Annotated in this window: 12 protein-coding genes and 2 pseudogenes; 7 read left to right on the top strand and 7 right to left on the bottom strand. The window is 58.0% G+C overall.

Annotation, left to right across the window (positions count from 1 at the left end):
* Positions 1-189: 189 nt before the first annotated feature.
* The 3 genes and pseudogenes from FHR87_RS07690 to FHR87_RS07680 all read right to left on the bottom strand — a co-directional run bounded on the left by FHR87_RS07690 (position 190) and on the right by FHR87_RS07680 (position 2,920).
* Positions 190-441 (bottom strand): hypothetical protein, encoded by a 252-nt coding sequence (locus FHR87_RS07690; RefSeq protein WP_183166138.1) that lies wholly within the window; start codon positions 439-441, stop codon positions 190-192.
* A gap of 85 nt (positions 442-526) precedes the next feature.
* Positions 527-2,288, bottom strand: a pseudogene (gene cptA / locus FHR87_RS07685) (phosphoethanolamine transferase CptA).
* A 386-nt stretch (positions 2,289-2,674) separates the two neighbouring features.
* Entirely contained in the window at positions 2,675-2,920 is a 246-nt protein-coding gene (locus tag FHR87_RS07680; RefSeq protein WP_183166137.1) for a hypothetical protein, read from the bottom strand.
* Positions 2,921-3,264: 344 nt separating this feature from the next.
* On the opposite strand from FHR87_RS07680, the gene FHR87_RS07675 reads away from it, so the two are divergent.
* From FHR87_RS07675 to FHR87_RS07655, 5 genes are read left to right on the top strand one after another with little or no spacing between them, the layout of a single operon-like run.
* On the top strand, positions 3,265-4,332 hold the full coding sequence (locus tag FHR87_RS07675; protein WP_338021231.1) for an ABC transporter substrate-binding protein: 1,068 nt from the start codon (positions 3,265-3,267) through the stop codon (positions 4,330-4,332).
* On the top strand, positions 4,323-5,027 hold the full coding sequence (locus FHR87_RS07670) for a GTP-binding protein (RefSeq protein WP_183166136.1): 705 nt from the start codon (positions 4,323-4,325) through the stop codon (positions 5,025-5,027). Before FHR87_RS07675 ends, FHR87_RS07670 begins: the two co-directional genes overlap by 10 nt.
* A complete protein-coding gene (locus FHR87_RS07665) occupies positions 5,024-6,040 on the top strand; it encodes an ATP-binding cassette domain-containing protein (RefSeq protein WP_183166135.1) in 1,017 nt (338 codons plus the stop codon). Before FHR87_RS07670 ends, FHR87_RS07665 begins: the two co-directional genes overlap by 4 nt.
* A complete protein-coding gene (locus FHR87_RS07660) occupies positions 6,028-6,621 on the top strand; it encodes a nitroreductase family protein (protein ID WP_183166134.1) in 594 nt (197 codons plus the stop codon). The genes FHR87_RS07665 and FHR87_RS07660 overlap by 13 nt, the downstream gene beginning before the upstream one ends.
* Before the next feature lie 11 nt (positions 6,622-6,632).
* Entirely contained in the window at positions 6,633-7,808 is a 1,176-nt protein-coding gene (locus FHR87_RS07655; RefSeq protein WP_183166133.1) for a glutamate--cysteine ligase, read from the top strand.
* 67 nt (positions 7,809-7,875) lie between these two features.
* On the opposite strand, the gene FHR87_RS07650 is transcribed toward FHR87_RS07655, so the two are convergent.
* From FHR87_RS07650 to FHR87_RS07640, 3 genes are all read right to left on the bottom strand, one after another.
* Positions 7,876-9,687: a glycoside hydrolase family 13 protein gene (locus tag FHR87_RS07650; protein ID WP_183166132.1), complete on the bottom strand. Its 1,812-nt coding sequence runs from the start codon at positions 9,685-9,687 to the stop codon at positions 7,876-7,878.
* A 102-nt stretch (positions 9,688-9,789) separates the two neighbouring features.
* Complete coding sequence (locus FHR87_RS07645; RefSeq protein WP_221189775.1) at positions 9,790-11,535, bottom strand: glycoside hydrolase family 13 protein; 1,746 nt, start codon at positions 11,533-11,535, stop codon at positions 9,790-9,792.
* 137 nt (positions 11,536-11,672) lie between these two features.
* Positions 11,673-12,902, bottom strand: coding sequence for a maltoporin (locus FHR87_RS07640; RefSeq protein WP_420826734.1), 1,230 nt, complete (start codon positions 12,900-12,902; stop codon positions 11,673-11,675).
* An 841-nt stretch (positions 12,903-13,743) separates the two neighbouring features.
* On the opposite strand from FHR87_RS07640, the gene FHR87_RS07635 reads away from it, so the two are divergent.
* Positions 13,744-16,197: a glucan 1,4-alpha-glucosidase gene (locus tag FHR87_RS07635; RefSeq protein ID WP_338021230.1), complete on the top strand. Its 2,454-nt coding sequence runs from the start codon at positions 13,744-13,746 to the stop codon at positions 16,195-16,197.
* 223 nt (positions 16,198-16,420) lie between these two features.
* Positions 16,421-18,055: an alpha,alpha-trehalase TreA gene (gene treA / locus FHR87_RS07630; RefSeq protein WP_183166129.1), complete on the top strand. Its 1,635-nt coding sequence runs from the start codon at positions 16,421-16,423 to the stop codon at positions 18,053-18,055.
* 94 nt (positions 18,056-18,149) lie between these two features.
* Here the strand turns inward: treA and FHR87_RS07625 are convergent.
* Positions 18,150-18,543 (bottom strand): annotated as a pseudogene (locus FHR87_RS07625) (glucose/galactose MFS transporter); the annotation flags it as partial.

Genomic DNA, 18,543 nt, shown 5'->3' with positions numbered 1-18,543 from the left:
TAATAAATACCGACCGAACAGCTACCCAGGGATTTTCTTCGAATAAAACTGGAAATTTACCCTTGTATAGATAAGCCGCTTGTTTAATTATAGAAAACTTGTAAAGCACCAACACTGGCGGACGAAAATACGCGATTCTGTAATTGATCGGTAGACTTTTATGTATAGAAAAACGACAAAACGTTTAGTTCAAAGTTTCATCGACCCATCCTCGATTTTAAAAATCGCCTGAAAAGTTATCCCTGTTTGTTTGGCATGCTCTCTGCCAAATACTCTCTGCAAAAAAATAGTCAGGCGGGGCGCTATCAAGCCAGCCCCGGGCATGATCGACGTAAGCGTTTTTTCGGATGCACGTTGACGGCAATCAGCAGAACTCTCCGGCTCGGCAATAGCCGCCTCATCCTTATTGCGAGAGTTTCGGGTGGCGAAGTTCCTTGCCATGGCTCTGCGCCTGCTGGCTCACCTCCTCCCGTGCATACCGTCGCGGGTAGGAAGATCCCAACAGAAGAAGTGGAGATGAAGAGGCCTACAGCGTCCGATCTTCAGTTTCCCGCTTTTGTTGAACAAGCTCTTTAGGCTTCTTCGGCTTGATCAGGCTGAAATCGATCAGACTCTTCGGATGTTGAGGATTGCCTATCAGCAACGGCCGCGCTTTGAATTCGGCGTTCACCAGACTCTTGCTCGGGTCGAATTCGTCGAAGCGCAGACCGGCCAGATCCGCCCAGGTGTGGATGAAGTGCGAGCTACTATAAGGACGGTGCAGACTGGCGCTGAAATCCCAGGCCTGTTGCGCCTGCCATCTTGGCGAACTCCAGACGATGAAAGGCACTGTGTACATCGGCCCGGTCGGCGCCTCTTCGTTACGCCCGAGTATGTCGGGATTGGCGGCGTCGAACACCGCCTCGCCGTGATCGGACAGATACAGCAAAAAGCCGTTGGGATCAGTGGCGCGCAAGCGTTCAATTAACGAAGAAACCACATAATCGTTGTACAGCACGGCATTGTCATAACTGTTGTAAGTCGGCAACTGGTCATCAGTGACGTTGGCCGGCACGCCAGTGCGATCAGTGAAGCGGTTAAATTCTTCTGGATAGCGATAGTGGTAGCGCATGTGGGTACCCAGCAGATGCACTATCACGAATTTGCGTGGTGCATCCTCGGCCAGTAACTGGGCGAAGGGTTCGAACACGTCGCCATCGTATTTACTGGTGAGATTCTGATCGCGGTTGTTATTCAGATAGAACTGCTCATCCGCTTGCTTGGAAAAAGTGGTGAGCATGGTATTGCGCTTGGTAATGGTCTGCTGATTGGTGATCCAGTAGGTCTTGTAACCGGCCTGTTTCATCAGACTGATCAGCGATGGGGTGGTCAGATAGAGGTCGGGATGCTCCTGATCGGCGAAGGTCAGCACCTGCTCCAGCGCTTCGATAGTGTAAGGACGTGGGGTGACCACGTTATCGAACACCTGCAACTCACTACGCATCTTGTCGAGATTGGGCGTAGTCGGCCGTGGATAACCATAGAGGCTCTGGCGCTGGCGGTTGGTCGATTCACCGATAACCAGCACCAGGGTCGCTGGCTGTCCGGCATGGGCATCGACCAGATGCTCCAGCGGCGGAATTCGCTCCTGGCTGGCCAGCAGGCCTTCCATGTTTTCCAGTTGCCGGCGATATTGGTGATAGCCAACCAATAACTGCCAGGGCGAGGCCGCCTCGATGTTCTCTTCGAATTCATCGATAGCCGTCTGTAGATCCGGGCGCTTGAAGTACTGGCGCGTCGCTTCGTAACCCATCGACAGGACAAACAGGCAGCAAGCAGGCCACGCGTGCCGTCTGACGTGGCAGATAGACCGGGCGTACCTTGCGCCACAGCAGCCATCCGCCAAAACCGTAGGCGACGGCAGCGAACACTATCGACCAGGAGAAGTAATGCTCCAGATACTCGGTCGCTTCGCTCACATTCGACTCGAACATGATGAAGATGACGCTCTGGGAAAACTCCTGGCCATATACCAGGAAATAGCCAAAGCCAGCCAGGGAGCATAGCCAGAGGAGTGTACCGATCATCCCGGCGAGCAGCTTCGTCCGCGCTGGAAACAACAATAGCGGTATCAGCCACAGGGCGCTGGCCATCGAGGCTTGGCGCAAACCTTGAAACCCGGCAACCCCTGAAAACGCAATCAGCGTCTGGGTAACCCCGGAGAAGTACCAGAAAAACAGAAACATCCAGCCAAACCCGGCCCAATCGGTGCCGGTACGCCTGGCGAGTGCAGATTTCATTATTGTCATGAGTTTCTCGATTGCCGCGCCTGGCGCCGGGATTGCTCCACGCATAAAAAAAGGAGCGGACTATGCCATAGGGCCGACAGAAACTGAATCGCCTCACCTTTACAGGGGTTCCCGCTCTTGAAAGAGACGACTTGATCGAGGAGAAAGAAGTGGTTCAGGAAATTCGAGCAGGGCTAAATGGAATGTCCATGGGCACGAGATTGATTGCCATATTAAAGAATAGCGGTGAATCGATCTGGACAAAGGCTGGTACCAATACCAGTATATGGCGCCAAATGCCTTTGTCCTGCTCAAACACTATCGGACAATTGCGGCACACCGCGACAAACAACTGAAGATCAACGGCCTGCCGACACAGCGGTGATAGCTGGTCCGGTAAACTCTTTTCAGTGTCCGGCAGCCTCTTCCAGCAAGGTCTTCTGCAGAATCTGGACCGCCTCGGCAATGGACCGGCGATTGTCTTCAGCCGCCTGGTCAGCAGCCGGTTTCTCCTTGCTGCGCTCGATCCAGACCAACGCCTGGGTCAGGATGTGCCGGGCCTCCTCTTCAGCCTTGGCGGTCAGGGCGTTACTCCCCAGTTTGCGAGCGCCGATCAAGCGGCGAGTAGCATTGACGATGCCGCGCGTCTTCATGGAATGAGTCCTTGTCGCTAAGTGCGTGAAGGGGCGACGCCCGCTTCTTGTCGACGTTGGCGATGCCAGCGGCGTGCCAGATCCATCCCTAGCACCGCGCAGAGCTGTCGCCAGGGTTTTACGGCACGGACTGACGCGACAAACAGCACACCAGAGGGTTCGTCGAAGTACTTCATCGGCGTCTAAATGTACCTTCCGGAACTTCTCGCTGGCCGATTCGAGAATCACCTGGATGGCGGACAGTCCCGCCATGGCGAGCTTGAAGCCTCCTTCGCCGCAAGCTGGCCCGAATCTCGCACCTAAACCATACGAACAACAGCTTCGGCCGGAACGAGGAGGGCAGCGTGACTCGAGCTTACCCGCAAACCGTATACGACCCTGGTCGCCATCACGACCTACCGGCCCCCGATGAACTGGGCGCTCTGGATCTGCTGGGACGCATGCCGATCCCATTGCGCCGACCGTTCAAGGTCGGCATCGACCGCACCGTGGCGGCGAATCGCACGGCGACCGGGGAAACCCTGAACTGCTGCTGCCTGGGTGGCGGTGAATGGTATAGCCCGTTCGATACCCTGGCAGATGAAACCGACCCCGCCCGGTTGCCGGGCATGCTGGTCTCCACCATCTACCATGATGTACTGGACCCGCGCCTGCTGGCGCATTACCAGCCGGACGCCGCTACCCGGCCGTTACCGGAGCTGCATCCGGCCTGCATCGAGGCCGGTATCGCCGATCCGCTCGGGGTGTTTCGCGTATTCTCGGTGATTCCCTTCGTCTGGCTGGTGGACCAGCGACGCCTGAAAGGTCGCCCGCAACCTCGGGTATGGAGCGATCTGCTCGACCCGTGCTGGGCTGGCGAAATCGTCTTCGGCGGCTGGCGACCGAATGCACAGGTGCCCTATCAGGATTACAACGCCTACCTGCTGCTGATGCTCTATCGCGAGTTTGGCCAGGCCGGATTGCAAGCCTTCGCCGCCAATGTCCGCCACCTGCAGCACAACGTGCGTACCGCAACCCAGGCCGGTTCCAACAGCCGCGACGTTGGTACCATCGCCATCCTGCCCTGGCTGCAGGCCGAACTTTGCCCGCGTCGCGAGCGCACCCAGGTAATCTGGCCGGAAGACGGCGCACTGGCCATGCCCATCGGTTTTCTCGCCCAGGCACGCGCGCAGGAGCGATTGGCGCCGTTGGTGGACTACCTCACCGGCCCGGAACTCGGCGCGGTACTGACGCGCAATTGCTATCCACCGGTGAATGCCGCGGCGAAAAACGCTTTCCCTGCTGGCGCACGGCTCAAGTGGCCGGGCTGGGAATTCTTTCGTCATCGGGATTTCGCCGCCGAGGAGCGCCTGGCGGCGGAGTTGTTCTTCGCTGCCGGCCACGGCCAGCAAGGAGTACAGGCATGCAACTGATTACCGTGGCGGGCTCGCCCTCCGTCGGCAAGACTTCGGTCATCCTGCGCGTGGCCGAACTGCTGCGCCAGGAGGGCCGCAAAGTCGGCGTGGCCAAATTCGACGCGCTATCGACCTCCGACGACAAGCTTTATGCCCAGAAGGATATTCCAGTGGCCGTCGGCCTGGCCGGCTCGTTGTGTCCGGACCACTACTTCGTTTCCAACATCGAGGACTGCCTGGCCTGGGGCGCACGCCAGGCGCTGGATGTACTGATCAGCGAGAGTGCCGGATTATGCAATCGCTGCTCGCCGCATATCGATGGCGTGCTGGCCGTCTGCGTGGTCGATGCCCTGGCCGGCGTACACACGCCCAAGAAAATCGGGCCGATGCTGCGCCTGGCCGACGTGGTGGTCATCACCAAGGGCGACATTGTTTCCCAGGTCGAGCGTGAGGTGTTCGCTTTCCATGTCCGCCTGGCCAATCCCGGTGCGCGGGCGCTGTTCTGCAATGGCATCACCGGGCAAGGCGCCACCGATATCGTCCGCCACCTGCGTGCTGCCGAGACGACCGAGAGCCTGGATGGCAGCCGCCTGCGCTTCTCGATGCCGGCGGCCGTTTGCCCCTATTGCGTTGGCGAGACCTGCATCGGTGAAACCCATCAGCGCGGCAATGTGAAAAAGATGCGCTTTGTCGACCTGGAGACGCCTCGATGAAGGCACTGGAGCTTGGCAAACAGCCACTTACCACGGTGCTGGAACAACACCCGATGGTGGCCGACTTTGTCACCGCGCTGGGATTTTCAGCGCCCGACGAGCACATCAGCCTTAGCCAATGGCTGGCCGAACTGCCCGACGAGGCACTGTTCGATGCCGGGATGGAGCGCGGGCAGATACTCGATCACCTGCAGCGTCTGGTGGCTGAAGTCCAACTCATGGCGGATCGTCACGCAGAGCGCATCGACAGCGTCACGCTGATCGGCGGTCGCGACAAGAGCGGGCGGGCGGAAAACCTCGAACTGACGTTCCGTGCCGGTGAGATCGTCTGCATCGTCGGCCCGACCGGCTCCGGCAAAAGCCGCCTGCTGGGCGATATTGAATGCCTGGCCCAGGGCGATACGCCGACTGGCCGACGCGTGCTGATCAACGGCACCGAGCCGGACGACGATCGGCGTTATGCCCCTGATCGCAAGCTGGTTGCACAACTCTCACAGAACATGAATTTCGTCGTCGATCTGAGCGTGCGCGAGTTGATCGCCATGCACGCGCACTGCCGCCTGGTCAGTGCGCCGGAGCAGATGGCGGACACCGTGATTGCTTGCGCCAATGCCCTGACCGGCGAAAAATTCTCCGCCGATGTGTCAGTCACCCAACTGTCCGGTGGACAGACCCGTGCACTGATGATCGCCGACGCCGCGCTGCTATCGGCCTCGCCAGTCGTGCTGATCGATGAAATCGAGAACGCCGGGGTCGACCGCCGCCAGGCACTTGAATTATTGACCCGTGGCGAGAAGATCGTCCTGATTTCCACCCATGACCCGCTCCTGGCGCTGCGCGGTTCGCGCCGGCTGGTGATCCGCAACGGCGGCATCGCCGAAGTGATCGAGACCAGTGAACGTGAACGGCAGAATCTACGTCATATCGAACGTATCGACGCGACATTGATGGACATCCGCGAGCGCTTGCGCGGCGGACAGCGCATCGAAGAGGACATTGCATGGCCGAACTGAATGCCGCTGAGCCAGGCAGCATACGGGACAACCCGGTGCTGGCGTTCCTGCTCGGGCGCCACTCCTGTCACAAGGTGCGAGCTCCCGGACCGAACGAAGCCGAGCTGCAACTGATTCTGCAGGCGGCGTTGCGCGCACCGGACTTCCTGCGCCTGCGGCCGTTTCGCTTTCTGATCGCCCAGGACGAAGGGCTGGATCGGCTCGGCCAGGCCATGCAGCGTGCCGCCATCGCCGCCGGCAAAGACGCGACAATCATCGATCGGGCGCCACGCATGCCGCATCGGGCGCCACTGCTGATCACCGTGGTCGCCAGCCTGAAACCAAACAACACGGTACCGCCGTTCGACCAGGAACTCTGTGCCGGCAGTACCGTACTGATGATGCAGATGGCCGCCCGCGCACTCGGCTACGGCGGCGTATGGCGCTCCGGCTGGCTGATGTACGATGAAGTGCTCCACCGCGAGCTGGCGCTGGGCGAACACGAGCGCATCGTCGGCTTTCTCTATCTCGGTACACCGGCACATGCGGAATCGGGACGGCTTCCCGTCGAGAATCCGCACGACTATGTAACGTGGGTGTAAGGAAACGCACGATGACTGATCTCGTTACCATGCCCCCGGTAAAGTGCGGTATCGAATTCGAATATATGCTGGTCGATCGCCATGGCCCGCAAGCCGGTTGCCTGCGCGATTTCACCAACCTCGATTTCACACACATCAGTCAGATCCTGGAAGACAAGCCCGGTCGCGAAGACGGCCAGTTGGCCACCGGCGACATGGGCGTGCGCAGCGGCTATTGGTACATCGAGGGTGATGAGCGCTTTCACGCCGATGGCAGTTTCAACACCTTCGCGGTGAAAGGCGTGGAAATCCGCACGCCACCTGAAGACAGCGTCGAAGCGGCTGTCGCCCGCCTGCTCGAAATCGAGAGGCAACTTGCCCAGCGCCTGGAACTGCACGGATTCGGCCTGGCCATCACGGCACTCAACCCACTGCGGGCAAGCTACGACTACTCACCACCCCTCAACGATTTCGAGAAGAAGCTGCGCGCCGAAGATCATGAATACGACGGCACCGACATTTCCACCCTGACTTACGGCCCGGACATCAACCTCTCACTGCCCGAGTGGGACATGTGGCACAACCTGGATGCCGCTCGCAAACTCAACTACTACGCCCCCTATATCGTGCCATTCAGCTTTGGTTCGCCATTTTTCGCCGGCGCACCCTGGCACGGCCTGTCGCGGCGCACCTGGATGCGCTGCGAGATCCGTCCCGCAGTCAAGCTGTTTCTCGAACCGGAAGAATTGCCGATCATGGCTGATTACTCCGTGCTGGTCCGCCCGGCCCGTCTGGCGCGAGAAGCCGGGCGCATCGAATTCAAGGCCTTCGATGCCATGCCCTCGGTGGAGCTGCTCACAGCCTGCAGTTACCTGCTGGTCGGCATGTGCCTGAGCAAAACCCTGCGAGGCCGCAGCGAAGTATCCAATGTGGCGCTGTACCAGCGTGCGGCGCTCACCGGCTTCGCTGACGACGATATCCATGCCGGTGCCCGCACGGTGCTGGAAGCTGCGTGCAACGCCCTCGACCGGGTTGGTAATGCCCGTGCGGTCGCCGCCCTGGCACCGCTCGAACGGATGCTCGCGGAACGCACCACGCCCGCCCATGCCATGCGCGCCGAAGACCGCATGTTCCATTCAGGAGGCCTGGCTGGCAGCCGGACCGACACCCATGACAGCCCAGCATTCCGGGTTGCTGCGGCCGATTGACCGGAAAACCCGGTACCCATCCCTTTCACCGCCACAATCGCATCGCCCGTCCAGCCATGCTACGAACTCAAAGCTCGTAGATGGTCGCCTGCCAGGGTTGGAGAGATAGCTGGGTAGCGCCGGGCTGTGCCGGTTGCTGCGCAGCACCGTTGTCCAGCAGCGTCGCGGCAACCTTCAATCCATCCGGAAGCGTGTAGGCGACTGTCTCATGGGTAAAATTGATCGCGACGAGATAGCGCTTGTCGCCCTGGATGCGCGTATAGGCGAAGACCTTGGGGTTGTTGGGGTCGATATCCCGGTATTCGCCATAGATGAGCGCCGGGATCTGCTGCCGCAGCGCCATCAATCGGCGGTGATGGTTGTAGACCGAGGCCGGGTCGTCGACCTGTGTCGCCGCGTTGATCTGCGCATAATTCGGATTGACTGCGAGCCAGGGCTTGCCGGTGGTGAAACCACCATTCGGTGCGCTGCTCCATTGCATCGGGGTACGCGCATTGTCGCGACTGGTCTGGCGTAGATCGGAAAGGTATTCCTCCGCCGGAACCTTGCCGCTTTCCACGAAATCATGCCAGTCGCCCTTCACTTCGATATCGTCGTAATCCTCCAGGCCACGGAACGGATAGTTGGTCATGCCCAGTTCGTCGCCCTGGAAAAGAAACGGCGTGGCACGCTGAGTCAGCATCAGCGTGGCCAGCGCCTTGGCCGAGACGGTGCGCCATTCGGGACTGTCGTCACCGAAATGGGAAACAGCGCGGGGATTGTCGTGGTTGCTCAAGAAACTGGTGTTCCAACCATGAGCACCACCCGTGCGATCGATTTGTACATAAGCTGCTTTAAGTTGAGGCAGCGTCCAGTCCTTCTTGCGCCAGCCATCGCGGTCGAGCCGAACAATGTCAAAATGAAAAATCATGTTGAGCTCTTGGCGGCGGGCGTCCGTGAACAACGACGCCTGCTCGAAGGTGACGCCGAAGGCTTCACCGACGGACATCGTGTCGTAGTGCGAGAGAACCTCGCGATTCATTTCCTGGAGAAATTGATGGACACGCGGCCCGTTCGAGTAGACGAATTCGGGATGGCCAAGCCTGTCCGCAGGTAGATCGGGCAGGCCATCCTGCTTGGAAATGAACGGGATGACGTCCATGCGAAAGCCCGACACACCTTTGTCCAGCCAGAAACGCATGGTGTCGTAGACTTCGGCGCGGACCTTGGGGTTTTCCCAGTTCAGATCGGGCTGCTTCTTGGCGAAGTAGTGAAGATAGTACTGCCCGGTGGCTTCGTCTTTTTCCCAGGCCGAACCACCGAAGAAGGATGGGTAATTGTTCGGTGCTCCGCCATCCTTGCCATCGCGCCAGATGTAGTAGTCGCGGCAAGGGTTATCCTTCGATTTGCGACTTTCGACGAACCAGCGATGCTCGTCGCTCGTATGGTTGACCACCAGATCGATAATCAGGCGCATACCGCGTTTTTTCATCTCGGCGAGCATGCGATCGAAGTCATCCATGCTACCGAACTCGGCCATTACCTTGCGATAATCGCGGATGTCATAGCCGTTGTCGGCGTTGGGCGAATCGAAATGCGGGCTCAGCCAGATCACATCCACGCCCAGCGTCTGCAAATAATCGAGCTTCGCGGTGATGCCATTCAGATCGCCGACGCCATCACCATTCGAGTCGTTGAACGAGCGGGGATAAATCTGGTAGACCACTGCCTCTTTCCACCAGGCGGGACCAGATACCGGAGCTTTGGTGGTTTGCTTCATCGGTGCCAGCTTCTCTGTAGCGACGCCCGGCTCAGCAGTGGCGCCCATGGTTTGACAGATACCCAAGGCACCCACCAGAGCGCTCAACAGGGTCTTTCGAAAACCGATTATCTGTAGCATATCTTCGACCTTTCTTATTCTAGGAAATGAAAAAGCCTCCAGCCTGGATAAACCCCGTAACGGGCTGCCGAGCTTGGAGGCCGGTTGAGGCATGGGAGAAACTTACGAGCGCGTCAGCCAAACCGCCGTATTGCCCGGCAGCGTGTCCTGATCCTTCAGCGGCTCGCTGGATAGCACCAGCGTGCCGCCAGCCGGGAACGGCACGCTCTGCTCGCCCAGGTTGATCACGACACGAACGTCGCCATTGTCAAAGGTCAGCACATCTTTCTTGCCGGAATCTACCCAGCTGAGTTTGCCGTCGCCCAGCTTGTATTCACGACGCAGTTCCAGGATCTGCCGGTACAGCTTCAGAGTGGAATCCGGCGCACTTTCCTCGCGATCCACGGCATATTTCGCATAGGATGCCGGCTGCGGCAGCCAGGTTTTATTGCTTGGGCCGAAGCCGAAGGACGGCGCATCGGCCTTCCAGGGCAACGGAATACGGCAACCATCGCGGCCGATTTCCCCACCCTTGGTACGGATGAACATCGGATCCTGGCGGTACTTCGCTTCCAGGGTGGTATGTTCGGGCAGACCCAATTCTTCTCCCTGATAGATGTAGCTCGATCCAGGCAATGCCATGGTTAGCATGGCCAGGGCGCGAGCCCGGCGCAGGCCCAGCGCTTCGTCGGGTTGCGGGCTCTTGGGGCCGATACCATTGCCCGGCAGGGCATGAGCACCCAGCTCCTTCAGGCCATAGCGCGAAGTCGCGCGTACTGTGTCATGGTTGGAAGTAACCCAGGTGGTCGGTGCGTTTACCGAGGCCGACAGCGCGAGGGAATAATCGATGACCTCCTTGAAGGCTTTGGCGTCCCATTTCGTCATCAGATAGTCGAAGTTGAATGCCTGGTTCATTTCATCGGGCCGGATATAGTGAGCCAACCGCTCTTTCGGGTTGACCCAGGCCTCGGCCACCATGATGCGCTTGCCAGGATAGCTATCCAGGACCTTGCGCCAGGAACGGTAGATCTCGTGAACGCCATCCTGGTCCCACATTGGGCCAACCAGCGCACCGGCGTTCTCCTGGCCTTCCTTGATGTCTATGTCAGGCAAGCCTTGCACCTTGATCAGGCCGTGCGCCACATCGACCCGGAAGCCATCCACGCCACGATCCAGCCAGAAGCGCAGCACCTTCTCGAACTCGGCGCGAACCTCCGGATTGTCCCAGTTCAGGTCTGGCTGCTTGCTGTCGAATAGATGCAGATACCATTGCTTTTCGCCCGGCACACGATCCCAGGCAGCCTTGCCGAACACGCTGGGCCAGTTGTTGGGCGGCAGCTCACCGTCTTTGCCCTTGCCGTCGCGGAAGATGTAGCGAGCACGCTCGGGGCTGCCGGGTGGCGATTTCAGCGCTTCCTGGAACCAGACATGCTCGTCGGAGGTATGGTTCGGAACCAGGTCGACGATTATCTTGATGCCCATCGCATGGGCTTTTTTCAGCATCTCGTCGAAATCTTCCAGCTTGCCGAACATGGGATCGACGACTCGGTAATCGGTTACATCGTAGCCGGCATCGGCCTGAGGCGACTTATAGAAAGGCGACAGCCACACGGCATCCACACCCAGCTTACCCAGGTAAGGCAGGCGCGAAGTAACACCTGGCAGATCGCCAATGCCATCGCCATCGGAATCGGCAAAAGAGCGCGGATAAACCTGATAGATGACGGCATTGCGTGACCAATCCGCTGGCTTGGCACTACTGTCGGCGCCGGCTGCTTGCTCGGCAAACGCATTGCCCTGAAAGGAAGCCATGGAAAGCCCCATGGCAGCAACGACGAAGGAGCGCAAAAGCTTACGACGAAATGGCATTTATTATCTTCCTGTTTCTATTGGATTTATTGTCAGTCGATGTTGCCAAGCAAGCGAGATAAAAACCTATCTATGTTGCTCTTTCCCCAAAATCGAAAACCCTGAAAGTCAGACCGCTACGTTCACATCCATGGAAATCACTTCCACCAGTATTCGAACTGTACCCCGAAGTTGGAACCATGCCGGTCAGTGCCGAATTCGCCAGTGCTGGACAATGCCGTATCCGGATGGCTTACATCGGCTGCCCGCTGGGCCGCTTTGTTCCAGCTCGCGTAGGTGTAATACAGGCGAAGTTCCGGCCGGGCCCAGAAGTCCATGCCGCCGAATGCCCAGGTCGGCGCGATAGTGAACTTGGTCAGTTTCCGGGTACCGTCCGGTGCCTTGATCTGGTCGCGTCCGATCTCACCCTGCAGCTTGAAGTGCTCGGTAAAGGCATAGATTGGCCGAATACCGGTGGAAAGCCAGCGCTGATCATCGCCATCGGTGCGAATATCCTTCTGGTAAACCACCTGGAGCTGGCCACTGAAGCGCGGCGTGATTTGCCAGACCATATGCTCGACCAGACGCCAGCTCTTGTTGCTCTCGCCCAATGTCGGATCGCCGGTGTAACCAAGCCCGGTGCCCGGCCCACGGCCATATTGCAGGGCAAAAGTGTTGGTACCGGTCCCCAGGACATCCAACTGTTTGTGCTGGGCGCTGATTGCCCAGCCATTGTGCGAATTGGAGCTGTCCGGCTTCTGGATATAACTCAGACCGACCTCCACCTCACCACCGGGGTTGGTCTTGAAGCCGGCGACGTTGAAGTCGTGGCGATTGATGTAGGGTTCCTGATCGTAGTTATCCTTGCGCGAAAACACGTAGCTGTAGCGAAGATATCCAATCGGGACTTCATCGATACCGAAACCGGTGGCGCTCTGGTTCCAGTAATAGAAGTCGGTCATGTGGATATCGTTTCGTTTGTAGTAGCGCCGGCCAAGCCAGAAATTGCCACCATTCAGAATGGGCATGTTTGCCCACTTGATGAACATCTGCTGGATCCGGGAGCGGCCACCGCCATGTTCGTTGGAATCCTTGAACTTGGGCGTATGCCCATAGGGATTGTAAAAACCGCCCATGACCATGGCGCTAAGCGTCGATCCATCGGTAAATTTAATACCTTGTTCCAGAGCAAGTTCGCTCCACTGCTCGCATTCGTTACCGAGCCGGTATTTGCTGTGCGCACCGGGTAGCTGGAAGCAGGATTGGGTCCCTCCCTTGGAGTTACCGCCCACGCCCGTCCGGATGTAGCCTGTGAAATGAAGATCAGTGAGCTGAGCCGCTTCCGCCGGCAATGACAGGGCGAGACAACAGGAAAAGGTCGAGATCAGCTGCTTTCCCGAACGACAAAAGCGCCGGGTATATCCGGCTGCAGGCCGGCGTCTACCGAAATTCGTATCTAGCAGGTTCGGCCAAGCTAGAAAACGTTCCGCTCTGCGAGATTCCATCCCTAGATCATGAAAACCTGGCCTGGGCAATAAGCCCGCTAGCCTCGCCACCTTTCGCCTGGGCTGGCGATGTGGCCAATAATCTTTCAGGTTCGACCAGAGCGAGCGAGTCTGAAACCGCGCATCGTCGGGATTCGCAGGGGAAAGTTGATTGCCTGTCGAGAGGCCGGCTGGGAGCTCGAAAAAAACGGGATGGCGCTGTTTGAGCATGAGTTCATGACACTCTTTGATGTTGTTATTTTTATGAAAACATGAAAATAAAATCATAGGTAAAACGTTTCATCAATAAATTTTTCATCAATGTTCATCTCTTGAGCAGCATAGAGCAGAAGATTGAAAAAGCTGTGAACCCACCGGTTGAAAAAATTTAAAAGCCGGTCTATATCGACGAACACATTGTTTCTGCTGGAAATTAAAGCCCGGGAACGGACACCGAAAATTTTCGGTGGTCGAAAAACTTTCCCGGTTACCACAGACTCCCCCAGAAAACAGAAAATGTATTTGTTTTTCAAAAAGTTATAAGGATTAAATTATCACTACCCTAAGGCTTGGAAGGATAATGAAAACCTGACATTGAAGACCTTTCAGGTATTCGGCTCATCCAGATTCCAAGTGATGAAGAACATCACGACCAGGCAATAGATCCGATCAACCAGAAAAAAAAGAAGGTCATATGCACGCACTAATACTTTGTAAAAATTTATTTCATAAAAGTTTGTTGAGTGTGGCAATAAGCACGCTCGGGATCTACCAAGCGATAGCCGCCGACAGCACTTTGAATTCCGCCGCACAAACAGCACCGGGAGCACCGGGCAAGGCCTCGTTCTGGTCCTACTCGGGCAAGACCGGGATCGGTACTTCCTACGAACAATACCGCGATGGCCAGTATGCTTCCGCAGCAGCGACGGGTGAGGTGTCGAAAGTCTGGTTTTCCCTGGCCAAGGGAGCCGTCACCGAAACCATGTTCGGGTTGATCCACGAAGCCCAGCTCAGAGAAATGCAGCTAGTCATCCAAGGGCCGGGCTTCGTGGACCTGGAAACGGAAGATACCCAGAGCGAAACACAGTATCTGGCGCTCGATGACCAAGGCCGCCCGACTTCCCTGGCCTACCGGATCATCAACCGCGACAAGGAAGGCCTGTACGAAATCGAGAAGCACGTCTTCACCGATCCCGACGCCAATACCTTGATGATGCGGGTCATTTTCCGCAGCAAAGATCCACAAATCCAACCCTATATCTATATCGACCCGGCCATGGGCAATAGCGGCGGTGGCGATAGCGCTTTTGTCGAAAACCAGGCGCTGTACGCCCAGGAAAAGGAAACGACGCTGGTCGTCAAGGCAAGCAGCCCCCTGGAAAATCCCACGGCCGGTTTCGTGGGCGTCTCCGATGGCCTGAGCGAACTGCGCGAGACCGGAAAGCTTGAGAAACTGTACCGGACGACTGGCTCCGAGGCGGGCAATGTCGCCATGCTGGCGCGCATTCCCAGGACCGGTGACACCACGACCATCGATCTGGCCGTAGGCTTCGGCAGTAATCGGCAGGCAGCCGATCAGGCGGCGGACAAGACTCTCGAACGCGGTTACGACAAGGTATTGGCCCATTACAACGGAGACGGCGACGCCATCGGCTGGCAAGACTACCTGGCTTCCCTCTCCGGCCTTGCAGAGATGCAGGCCCAGACAGCGGACGCGGGCAAGCTGCTCAATGTGAGTGCCATGGTGCTCAAGGCCCAGGAAGACAAGAGCAACGCCGGCGCCTTGATCGCCTCGCTGTCCAACCCCTGGGGCGAAACGGTGCCCGCCGAGAAAGGCACTACTGGCTATAAGGCAGTCTGGCCGCGGGATTTCTATCAGTGTGCGATGGCGCTGCTCGCCCTTGGCGACCGCCAGACGCCGAAAGTGGCTTTCGAATACCTGAAAAAAGTCCAGGTCACGCAGGATACGCCACCCTTGCAAGCTGATTCTTCGGCTTATATCCATGAGCAGAAGCAGGGCGAACAAGTCGAAACGAATACCCCCGGTACCACCGGTTGGTTCCTGCAGAAGACCCATGTCGATGGCGAAATCGAATGGGTCGGAGTGCAGCTCGACCAGACTGCCATGCCCATCATGCTGGGCTGGAAACTGTGGCAGGCCGGGATACTGGACGACGCCCAGGTCAAGCAGTGGTATCAGGACATGCTCAAGCCGGCGGCGGAATTTCTGGTCAAGGGCGGTCAGGTGAACATCGGCTGGAACAAGTGGAAGGTCGTCCCGCCCCAAACTCAGCAGGAGCGCTGGGAGGAACAATCGGGTTACTCGCCATCGACCACCGCCGCCATCATCACAGGATTGGTAGCTGCTTCCGAACTTGCCGGGCATGCCGGTGACGCCGAGGCGGCACAGCGCTTCCTGAGCGCGGCGAAAGGCTACTCAGACAAGGTGGAAGCCAACATGGTCACCCAGAACGGCGGCCTGGGCGATGGGCGCTATTACCTGCGCATCACCCATAACGACAACCCCAACGACGGCCAGCCGCTGACCGACAACAACAGCCGTCCCGGACTGCCGGAGAACCAGATTCTCGACGCCGGCTTTCTCGAACTGGTGCGTTACGGCGTCCGCCCCGCCAACGATCCGAATATTGTCGGCAGTCTGGACGAACTCGACAGCCAGGAGTTACCCGAGAACCTGAAGGTCAAGTACAGCTTCACTTACCCAGGAGTCGAAGGCGAATTTCCCGGCTGGCGCCGCTACGGCAACGACGGCTACGGCGAGAGCGAGGTTTCTGCCATCAACTTCCCGGCCACCGAGGCTCCCGTACCGAACTCTGGCCTGCGAGGCCGCGTCTGGCCGATCTTTACCGGTGAGCGTGGTCATTACGAACTGGCGCTCGCCAAGGCCCGGCTGGCGGAGGGAAACAAGGCGTTGAGTGCCGAGCAGCTGGCACAGCTCAAAAACACCTACGTCAAGGCCATGGAACTGTTCGCCAACGAAGGCCTGATGCTGTCGGAGCAGATCTGGGACGGCGTGGGTAACAATAGCCGACATAACTATGTGAAGGGAAAAGGCACGGATTCCGCCACGCCCCTGGCCTGGAGCCATGCGGAATACATCAAGCTGGTTCGCTCCCTGACCGACCAGGCGCTCTGGGATGACTATCCTATCGTCCCGCAAAAGCTGCAGCAGCACTGATTCGCAGCGTCTTATAGCGTGCCGGACAATGGCCCCAGCGATTGTTCGGCACTGCTCGCAAAAGGCTTTGTCGAACCGAACGGTAGAAAGCCATCCAGGCAGGCGTTCCTATTCGTAGGAGCAGTTGCCCTGAAAAGATCACAACAATAAACAAGGGAATTTCCCGCTGTTTTCCGGTGGTAGGAAACTGCCTGGGCGGGCTGTTTCCGCGTGAGGACAAAGCATGCGTCGACTCCCTCAACCGCAACGTCAGAAACGCTTCTTCGCACTCTCCTTCTCCATCCTGCTGGCCGCTGCCTGCACATCCGCCAGGTACGACTGGACTTACCAGGATGTCAGCTCAAGACCGGTAATTCCGCCCGATCAAGCCTATCCGGAATTATTCCAGTCGATCCAGGATCAGGGTGTGTTCGATGACCAGAAACAGATCGTGGATGCCGTGCCGCTACAGAGTCCCGCCACTATCCGAGCCGACTACCTGGCGCAATACCAGCGCAAAGGGTTCGAGCTGAAACGCTTCGTGGCCGATCACTTCGAAATACCGCCACCGGCCGAAACCCACCCGACTCAATCGAACGCCAGTCTGCGTGCGCATATCGATAGCCTCTGGCCGGTGCTGACTCGGCATTACGAGCAGGTTCCGGTGTACAGCAGCATGCTGCCACTGCCCTACCCTTATGTAGTACCCGGCGGACGCTTCCGCGAGCTGTACTACTGGGATTCCTACTTCACCATGCTGGGGCTGGCCGAAAGTGGCGAACGGCAACTGATCCGGCAGATGCTCGACAACTTCGCCTACCTCATCGACACCTACGGCCATATTCCCAACGGCAACCGCAGCTACTACCTGACCCGTTCGCAACCACCGTTCTTCTCGCTGATGGTCGAACTGGCAGCCCAGCTCGAAGGAGACGAGGCCTATCGCCGTTATCTGCCACAATTGCAAAAGGAATACGCCTACTGGATGGAGGGCGCACAAACTCTCAACAACGGTACGGCAATCCGTCACGTCGTGAAGCTGGCCGATGGCACGCTATTCAACCGCTACTGGGATGCCAGCGATGCACCACGCCAGGAATCCTGGCGGCACGATCGCGATACCGCCAGGCAAGCCAGCAACCGCCCCGCCAGCGAAGTCTACCGGGACCTGCGCGCCGGTGCCGAAAGCGGCTGGGATTTCTCCTCCCGCTGGCTGGGCGATCGCAAGACCCTGGCAACGATCCGCACCACAGCGATTGTCCCGATCGACCTGAACAGCCTGATGTATCAGTTGGAAACCACCATTGCCCTGGCCTGCCAGAAAAACGCCATGCAAAGTTGCACGCAAACATACAGCGCGCATGCCGACCGGCGAAAGCGGGCTATCGAACGGCACCTTTGGAACAACGGAGGTTATTACGCCGATTACGACTGGAAGAAAGGCCAGCTCAGCAATCAGATCACTGCTGCCACTCTGTACCCTCTGTTTACCGGCGTGGCTTCTCCCGAACACGCCAGCCTGACGGCAAAGACGGTGCAGGCAAGCCTGCTCAAACCGGGCGGGCTGGCAACGACCCAAATCAAGAACGATCAGCAATGGGATGCGCCTAACGGCTGGGCTCCCCTGCAATGGATCGCAGTGTCCGGCCTGCGCCGTTATGACCAGAACCAGTTGGCACAAACCATCGGCGAGAATTTTCTTGGCCGGATAAACACCTTATTCAAGGCCAAGCACAAGCTGGTGGAAAAATACGATGTGGAAGGTTCCGGCGAAGGCGGTGGCGGCGAATACGAACTGCAAGACGGTTTCGGCTGGACCAATGGCGTAACGCTGAAACTGTTGGACCTGTATCCACAGAAAATCACAACCAGCCACTGATATTTGATTGATGCTTGTAAAGCGACCGTAACACCGATCCGTGGATCGGCTGCGTTACGGTCGCAGGCGTTGCTAGCGAGTCATCCTGTAAAGATCAAGCGATCACTTTGGGACGGCGCGCATACCAGCCATAGCCGCTGATACCGGCATAGCAGATTGCCGGGATGGCAAGGGAAGCAGCGAGAGTAGTCAAGTCTGCCGCATAGCCGGTCAAAGGAGGCACGATCGCGCCGCCGACGATGGCACAGCAGATCAAGCCCGAGCCTTCAGCGGCACGCTCGCCAAGTCCTTCGGAAGCCAGTGTGAAGATGGTCGGGAACATGATGGAGTTGAACAATCCAACCGCCAGCAACGACCAGCCGGCAACGAAACCTGTAGAGTTGGCAGACAGGATTATCAGCACAATCACTATCGCGGCGGCACAGGCAAGCAGTTTTCCCGGGGCGAATTTACGCAGCAGCAGCGAGCCGATGAATCGGCCAACCATG

This window comes from Azomonas macrocytogenes, assembly GCF_014191985.1.
Lineage (GTDB): Bacteria > Pseudomonadota > Gammaproteobacteria > Pseudomonadales > Pseudomonadaceae > Azomonas > Azomonas macrocytogenes.
This window is presented reverse-complemented; position numbering and strand designations above follow the sequence as displayed.

Excerpts from the sequence above, each read along its gene's own strand:
- FHR87_RS07690 (WP_183166138.1), bottom strand. The coding sequence starts at position 441 with ATGGCAAGGAACTTCGCCACCCGAAACTCTCGCAATAAGGATGAGGCG.
- FHR87_RS07680 (WP_183166137.1), bottom strand. The coding sequence starts at position 2,920 with ATGAAGACGCGCGGCATCGTCAATGCTACTCGCCGCTTGATCGGCGCT.
- FHR87_RS07670 (WP_183166136.1), top strand. The coding sequence starts at position 4,323 with ATGCAACTGATTACCGTGGCGGGCTCGCCCTCCGTCGGCAAGACTTCG.
- FHR87_RS07665 (WP_183166135.1), top strand. The coding sequence starts at position 5,024 with ATGAAGGCACTGGAGCTTGGCAAACAGCCACTTACCACGGTGCTGGAA.
- FHR87_RS07660 (WP_183166134.1), top strand. The coding sequence starts at position 6,028 with ATGGCCGAACTGAATGCCGCTGAGCCAGGCAGCATACGGGACAACCCG.
- FHR87_RS07655 (WP_183166133.1), top strand. The coding sequence starts at position 6,633 with ATGACTGATCTCGTTACCATGCCCCCGGTAAAGTGCGGTATCGAATTC.
- FHR87_RS07650 (WP_183166132.1), bottom strand. The coding sequence starts at position 9,687 with ATGCTACAGATAATCGGTTTTCGAAAGACCCTGTTGAGCGCTCTGGTG.
- FHR87_RS07645 (WP_221189775.1), bottom strand. The coding sequence starts at position 11,535 with ATGCCATTTCGTCGTAAGCTTTTGCGCTCCTTCGTCGTTGCTGCCATG.
- treA (WP_183166129.1), top strand. The coding sequence starts at position 16,421 with ATGCGTCGACTCCCTCAACCGCAACGTCAGAAACGCTTCTTCGCACTC.